Genomic DNA, 5,277 nt, shown 5'->3' with positions numbered 1-5,277 from the left:
CTAGGCCATCTTTTTGTAAACCATCGATCAAAGCACTAGGGCCAAATTTTACACCATTTCTCATGTGACCGTAATGCGGAATTAAACTCATGTTTTCCATTCCACCTGCAACAACAATTTCGGCATCACCCGCCATAATAGCTTGGGCACCCTGTGTAACGGCTTTCATGCCGCTTGCACATACTTTGTTTATTGTAGTACAAATAACAGTATTTGATAATCCGGCAGCAATAGCAGCTTGTCTGGCAGGAGACTGTCCATTACCTGCTTGTACTACATTACCCATTATAACTTCATCAACTAAATTGACATCTAATTTTATTTTATCCAATGCGCCTTTTATTGCAACAGCACCTAATTGAGTGGCAGGAACATTTGATAAAGCACCCATAAAACTTCCTATAGGAGTTCTAACTGCTGAAACTATTACTACTTTTGTATTCATGATAATTATTTTTTGCGAATTTAATAAATTTAAAGCTATTTTATCTTAAATTTAATTTAAAATCCATTAAAAAGTATGTATTGTTGCGGTATAGATAATATTAATAAATATATTATAGTTGCTATATACTTGAATATGAATCGTTTTTTAAAAGAATCCATTTATCTTTTAAAATAGTATAAAAAAATCTTGCAGAAATAAGATGAAAAACATACATTTGCAACCGCTTAAAAGATAAGTTCTTGTTTAAAGATTGGAGAGTTGCCTGAGTGGCCGAAAGGACATGTTTGCTAAACATGCGTATGGGAAACTGTACCAAGGGTTCGAATCCCTTACTCTCCGCTTATTTTTTTTTCGGGGTGTAGCGTAGCCCGGTTATCGCGCCTGCTTTGGGAGCAGGAGGCCGCAGGTTCGAATCCTGCCACCCCGACAATAATGATTAATGGTTGCGTAGCTCAGCTGGATAGAGCAACTCACTTCTAATGAGTAGGTCCCAGGTTCGAATCCTGGCGCGATCACACCGAAAACCTTGCATTTGCAGGGTTTTTATTGTTTTAATGAATAACGGAAAATTAGATTTTTTAAAAATTTTAAATTTAAGGTCTAAAAAACAATTAAATTTATGTCTCTGTATTCGACATCAAACCAGTCACCAATTGACTTGTTAGTCAATAAGCCGTGATAAAAATACACACCATTTTTTAACCCTTTATTGCATCTAATTGCGCTTTCGAGTCCGCCATCTTCTGCTATTTGTAATAAAAAGGGAGTAATGATATTGCTGATAGACAAAGAAGCTGTTCTTGAATATCGTGATGGAATATTTGGTACGCAATAATGAATTACATTATTTTTAATGAAAGTTGGTTTTTCGTGGGTTGTTATTTCTGAGGTTTCAAAACTTCCACCTGTATCGATGCTTACATCAACAATAACAGCGCCTTTTTTCATGATTTCTACCATATGTTCAGAAACCACAATTGGGGTTCTGTTTTTGCCGCGCATGGCACCTATGGCGACATCGCATCTTCGCAAGGCTTTTATTAAGGCTTTTTCTTGTATGGTCGATGTAAAAATGCGTTGGTTTAATAAATTTTGCAAGCGTCTTAATCGTGTAACAGAATTGTCAAAAACTTTTACACTAGCTCCCAAGCCTAATGCGGTTCGTGCGGCATATTCGGCAACGGTTCCTGCTCCCAAAATAACCACTTCAGTAGGGGGTACACCGGTAATGTTTCCAAAAAGTAAGCCTTTTCCAATGTTTTCATTTATCATCAATTCGGCAGCAATTAATACAGAAGCCGTTCCTGCAATTTCAGATAATGATTTTACAGCAGGATAGGAGCCGTCTTCATCTTTTATAAACTCATAAGCCAAAGCCGTTATTTTTTTTTGAGTTAGGGCTTCAAAATAGCTTTTCTTTTGGGTTTTTAATTGAATTGCAGAAAGCACAATGGTTTGAGTATTGATCATGTCAATCTCTTCAATAGTAGGAGGTGCCACTTTTAAAATCATGGGACAAGCAAATACTTTTGATGTGTCTTGAGTAATTTCGGCACCGGCTTTACTGTATTCAAAATCGCTGTAGCTAGAGCTTTCTCCTGCACCCGATTCTATCATTACGCGATGCCCTTGATGCACCAATGAACTTACTGCGTCAGGAGTAAGACAAATTCGTCGTTCTTGATATGATATTTCTTTAGGTATTCCAATAAACAATTCACTCTTATGGGGTATAACTTCAAGTTTTTCTTCTTGAGTCATTAATTGCATTTTAGTAAAGGGTGAAAACGAAGCCATATGAATTTAATTAAGATGAGCCAAGATACTTATTTTTTTTATACGTAAAACGCAAGTAATAAAATTAATTTATTAAGGTTAATTGTCTTTTTCCGTTATCAATTTCTGTAATAACAATTTGTGCGTGGTCTATAGGAATTAAATTAGGTGTTTTGTCGGGCCATTCTATAAAGCACCAGTTTCCTGAATAAAAATATTCGTCTAAGCCCATGTCATAGCCTTCTATTTCGTTGTTTAAACGATATAAATCAAAATGGTAAATGGGCTCTAGCGCTGTTGTGCGATATTCATTTACAATAGAAAAAGTAGGACTGCTACTGGTTTCTGTAACATCTAATTCTTTTACTAATGCTTTGATCAATGTTGTTTTTCCTACACCCATTAAAGCATCAAAAGTAATTATTTTTTTTAAATTGGGTGTGGCTAAAATTTGTTTAGCAACCCATTGAATTTCATCTAACGAAAAAGTAATTTCCATTGAATTTTATTTTATGTATGGTTTATTTAGGCTCAAGTATTAAAAACGGAATAATCATTTCTTCTAACGAAATGCCTCCATGTTGATAGGTATTGCGGTAGTAATTTACATAATGATTGAAGTTGTTTACATAAGCCAAAAACAAATCGTTTTTAGCAAAAATATAAGAACTGCTCATGTTTATGGAGGGTAAACCAATTTTTTTAGGCTCTTTTACAGCATAAACATCTTTATTTTCATAGCTTAAACTTCGGCCTGTTTTATATCTTAAATTTAGACTTGTGTTTTTGTCGCCAATTACTTTCGATGGATTTTTACAATTAATGGTTCCGTGGTCGGTTGTTAAAATTAATTTAAAACCCATTTGTTGCGCTTGTTGAATCATTTCTAATAAAGGCGAGTTTTTAAACCAGCTCAAGGTTAACGAACGGTATGCTTTATCGTTAGAAGCCAACTCTTTCACCACGTCCATTTCGGTCTTTGAGTGCGAAAGCATGTCTACAAAATTATAAACAACAGTAGTTAAATCATTATTTTTTAAACCCTTAAAGTTTTCGGCAAGTTTTTTTCCGTCTTTAAAATTGGTAATTTTATAATATTCTTGTTTGATGTTTAAGCCCAAATGTTTTAATTGTTCGCTTAAAAAATCAGCCTCGTGCATGTTTTTTCCACCTTCTTCGGTGTCATTTTTCCAATATTGTGGAAATTTTTTTTCCATCTCTAAGGGTGTCAAGCCGCTAAAAATGGCATTACGAGCATATTGTGTAGCTGTAGGCAAAATAGAGTAGTAGCTCACTTCTTTTTCCAACTTATAATGATGGTTTACAATGCCTTCAAAAGCTTTCCATTGGTCATAACGCAAGTTGTCTATGACAATAAAAAGAATGGGCTTTTCTTTTTTTCGTATTTCGGGAGCTACCAATTCTCCAAAAATTTCGTGAGACAAGTAGGGTTTGTCTTTGGTGTTGGTAAACCAATCTTCATAATTGCGTTCAATAAATTTGCCAAATTGCATATTGGCCTCTAGCTTTTGGCTTTCCAATATTTCGATCATGCTGTGCGATTCAATGTTTTCGAGCTCTAATTCCCAAAAAACCAGTCGTTTGTACATATCTATCCAGTCTTCAAAAGAATTGACTTGCGACATATCCATGGCAATTTTTCTAAATTCTTTTTGGTAATCTAATGTAGTTTTATCTGAAATGAGACGCGAATGGTCTAGGTTTTTTTTTAAACTCAACAATATCTGGTTGGGGTTAACAGGTTTTATTAAATAGTCGGCAATTTTAGAGCCTATGGCCTCTTCCATAATGTATTCTTCTTCACTTTTTGTAATCATAATTACAGGTACCGAAGATTTTTTTTCTTTCATTTCAGAAAGGGTTTCTAGGCCGCTTAAGCCAGGCATATTTTCATCTAAAAAAACCACATCAAAATTGGTATCATCAAATAAAACAAGAGCATCTTGACCGTTGTTACAGGTTGTAACCTTATAATTTTTTTTTTCTAAGAATAAAATATGAGGTTTTAATAAATCAATTTCATCATCAACCCAAAGTATTTTTATGCTATTCATTTTTATGCTGAATTTATTTATAACATCTATTGATGTAGTTTGTATTCTTGGTTTTATATAAAGCAACTGCAAGTTACTCTTTATTGAACGTGTAAGGTATTAAAATTAGTATAAAATTTAGAGCATTTTTTCATTATAATTTTAGACACAAGGTTTTAAAATTTATCATCTGTATTAAAAATAACATTTGAATAAATTTTTTAGGAGCTGCCACATATAACACAGATGTTTTAATTAAAACAAAACAATTAAAGGCTTATAAAAAATAACCCCGCTGCCGCACGAATCCTTTCGTGTGGTAAGTAATTGTAGAACCACGCGAAAAGGATTCGTGAGTGGAGGCACTAACGGTTTACAACAAGTAGATTATAGTTACAATAGTAGAGGATGGCTCAAAAGCATTAACGATATAGAAAATTTGGGTAACGATTTGTTTGCTTTTTCTATAAACTACAACGATCCTTTAGAAGAACAAGCCCTATACAACGGTAACATATCTGAAACCCTTTGGAAAACCAGCTCCGACAACATAAAACGCATGTATAAATACAAGTATGATAACCTAAACCGATTAAAAGAAGCCAATTTTAAACAGTTTTCTCAAAACCCACTAACCGATCGTTTTAGAGAATATTTAAATTATGACAAAAACGGAAACATAAGCTATTTATTCCGAACAGGCGAAAACCCTAATGCTTCTTCATTAACACCTGTGATCGATAATCTAAATTACATATACCATTTAGATAAAAAAAATCAATTGATGCAAGTACAAGATACATCATTTAACACAGATGGTTTTAAAGACGGTATAAACCCAGGCTACGATTATAGTTATGATGAAAACGGCAACATGACCCAAGACCACAACAAAAACATACAATTAATCACCTACAACCACTTAAACTTACCCACAAAAATAGATTTTGTTGGAGGCAATAATATTACCTATCTTTACAACGCTATGGGTCAAAAAGT

Annotated in this window: 4 protein-coding genes, 3 tRNA genes and 1 pseudogene; 4 read left to right on the top strand and 4 right to left on the bottom strand. The window is 33.8% G+C overall.

Going from position 1 to position 5,277, the window contains the following annotated elements; translation table 11 throughout:
• Nucleotides 1–445 (bottom strand): beta-ketoacyl synthase N-terminal-like domain-containing protein (locus tag AABM47_RS05640; protein WP_338409951.1); only part of this gene is annotated, 445 nt, incomplete at its 3' end.
• Nucleotides 446–700: 255 nt separating this feature from the next.
• Between AABM47_RS05640 and AABM47_RS05635 the strand changes: the two genes are divergently transcribed.
• The 3 genes from AABM47_RS05635 to AABM47_RS05625 all read left to right on the top strand — a co-directional run bounded on the left by AABM47_RS05635 (nucleotide 701) and on the right by AABM47_RS05625 (nucleotide 963).
• Nucleotides 701–787, top strand: a tRNA-Ser gene (locus AABM47_RS05635).
• Between the two features lie 13 nt (nucleotides 788–800).
• Nucleotides 801–875 (top strand) — tRNA-Pro (locus AABM47_RS05630).
• 14 nt (nucleotides 876–889) lie between these two features.
• Nucleotides 890–963: transfer RNA gene (locus AABM47_RS05625), tRNA-Arg, on the top strand.
• Nucleotides 964–1,048: 85 nt separating this feature from the next.
• On the opposite strand, the gene AABM47_RS05620 is transcribed toward AABM47_RS05625, so the two are convergent.
• From AABM47_RS05620 to AABM47_RS05610, 3 genes are all read right to left on the bottom strand, one after another.
• Complete coding sequence (locus AABM47_RS05620; protein WP_338409950.1) at nucleotides 1,049–2,245, bottom strand: alanine dehydrogenase; 1,197 nt, start codon at nucleotides 2,243–2,245, stop codon at nucleotides 1,049–1,051.
• A gap of 64 nt (nucleotides 2,246–2,309) precedes the next feature.
• Nucleotides 2,310–2,723 (bottom strand): tRNA (adenosine(37)-N6)-threonylcarbamoyltransferase complex ATPase subunit type 1 TsaE, encoded by a 414-nt coding sequence (gene tsaE, locus AABM47_RS05615; RefSeq protein ID WP_338409949.1) that lies wholly within the window; start codon nucleotides 2,721–2,723, stop codon nucleotides 2,310–2,312.
• 22 nt (nucleotides 2,724–2,745) lie between these two features.
• Nucleotides 2,746–4,299 carry a bifunctional response regulator/alkaline phosphatase family protein gene (locus AABM47_RS05610; RefSeq protein WP_338409948.1) on the bottom strand — a complete coding sequence of 518 codons (1,554 nt, stop codon included), beginning with the start codon at nucleotides 4,297–4,299 and terminating at the stop codon, nucleotides 2,746–2,748.
• A gap of 331 nt (nucleotides 4,300–4,630) precedes the next feature.
• On the opposite strand from AABM47_RS05610, the pseudogene AABM47_RS05605 reads away from it, so the two are divergent.
• Nucleotides 4,631–5,277, top strand: a pseudogene (locus tag AABM47_RS05605) (hypothetical protein); the annotation flags it as partial.

Origin of the sequence: uncultured Flavobacterium sp., assembly GCF_963925415.1 — a bacterium.
Classification (GTDB): domain Bacteria; phylum Bacteroidota; class Bacteroidia; order Flavobacteriales; family Flavobacteriaceae; genus Flavobacterium.
The sequence above is the reverse complement of the archived record's forward strand: the minus strand, read 5'-3'. Positions and strand labels throughout refer to the sequence as shown.

Bases quoted from the DNA above. Each gene is read 5' to 3' on its own strand.
- AABM47_RS05620 (WP_338409950.1), bottom strand. From the start codon at position 2,245: ATGGCTTCGTTTTCACCCTTTACTAAAATGCAATTAATGACTCAAGAA.
- tsaE (WP_338409949.1), bottom strand. From the start codon at position 2,723: ATGGAAATTACTTTTTCGTTAGATGAAATTCAATGGGTTGCTAAACAA.
- AABM47_RS05610 (WP_338409948.1), bottom strand. From the start codon at position 4,299: ATGAATAGCATAAAAATACTTTGGGTTGATGATGAAATTGATTTATTA.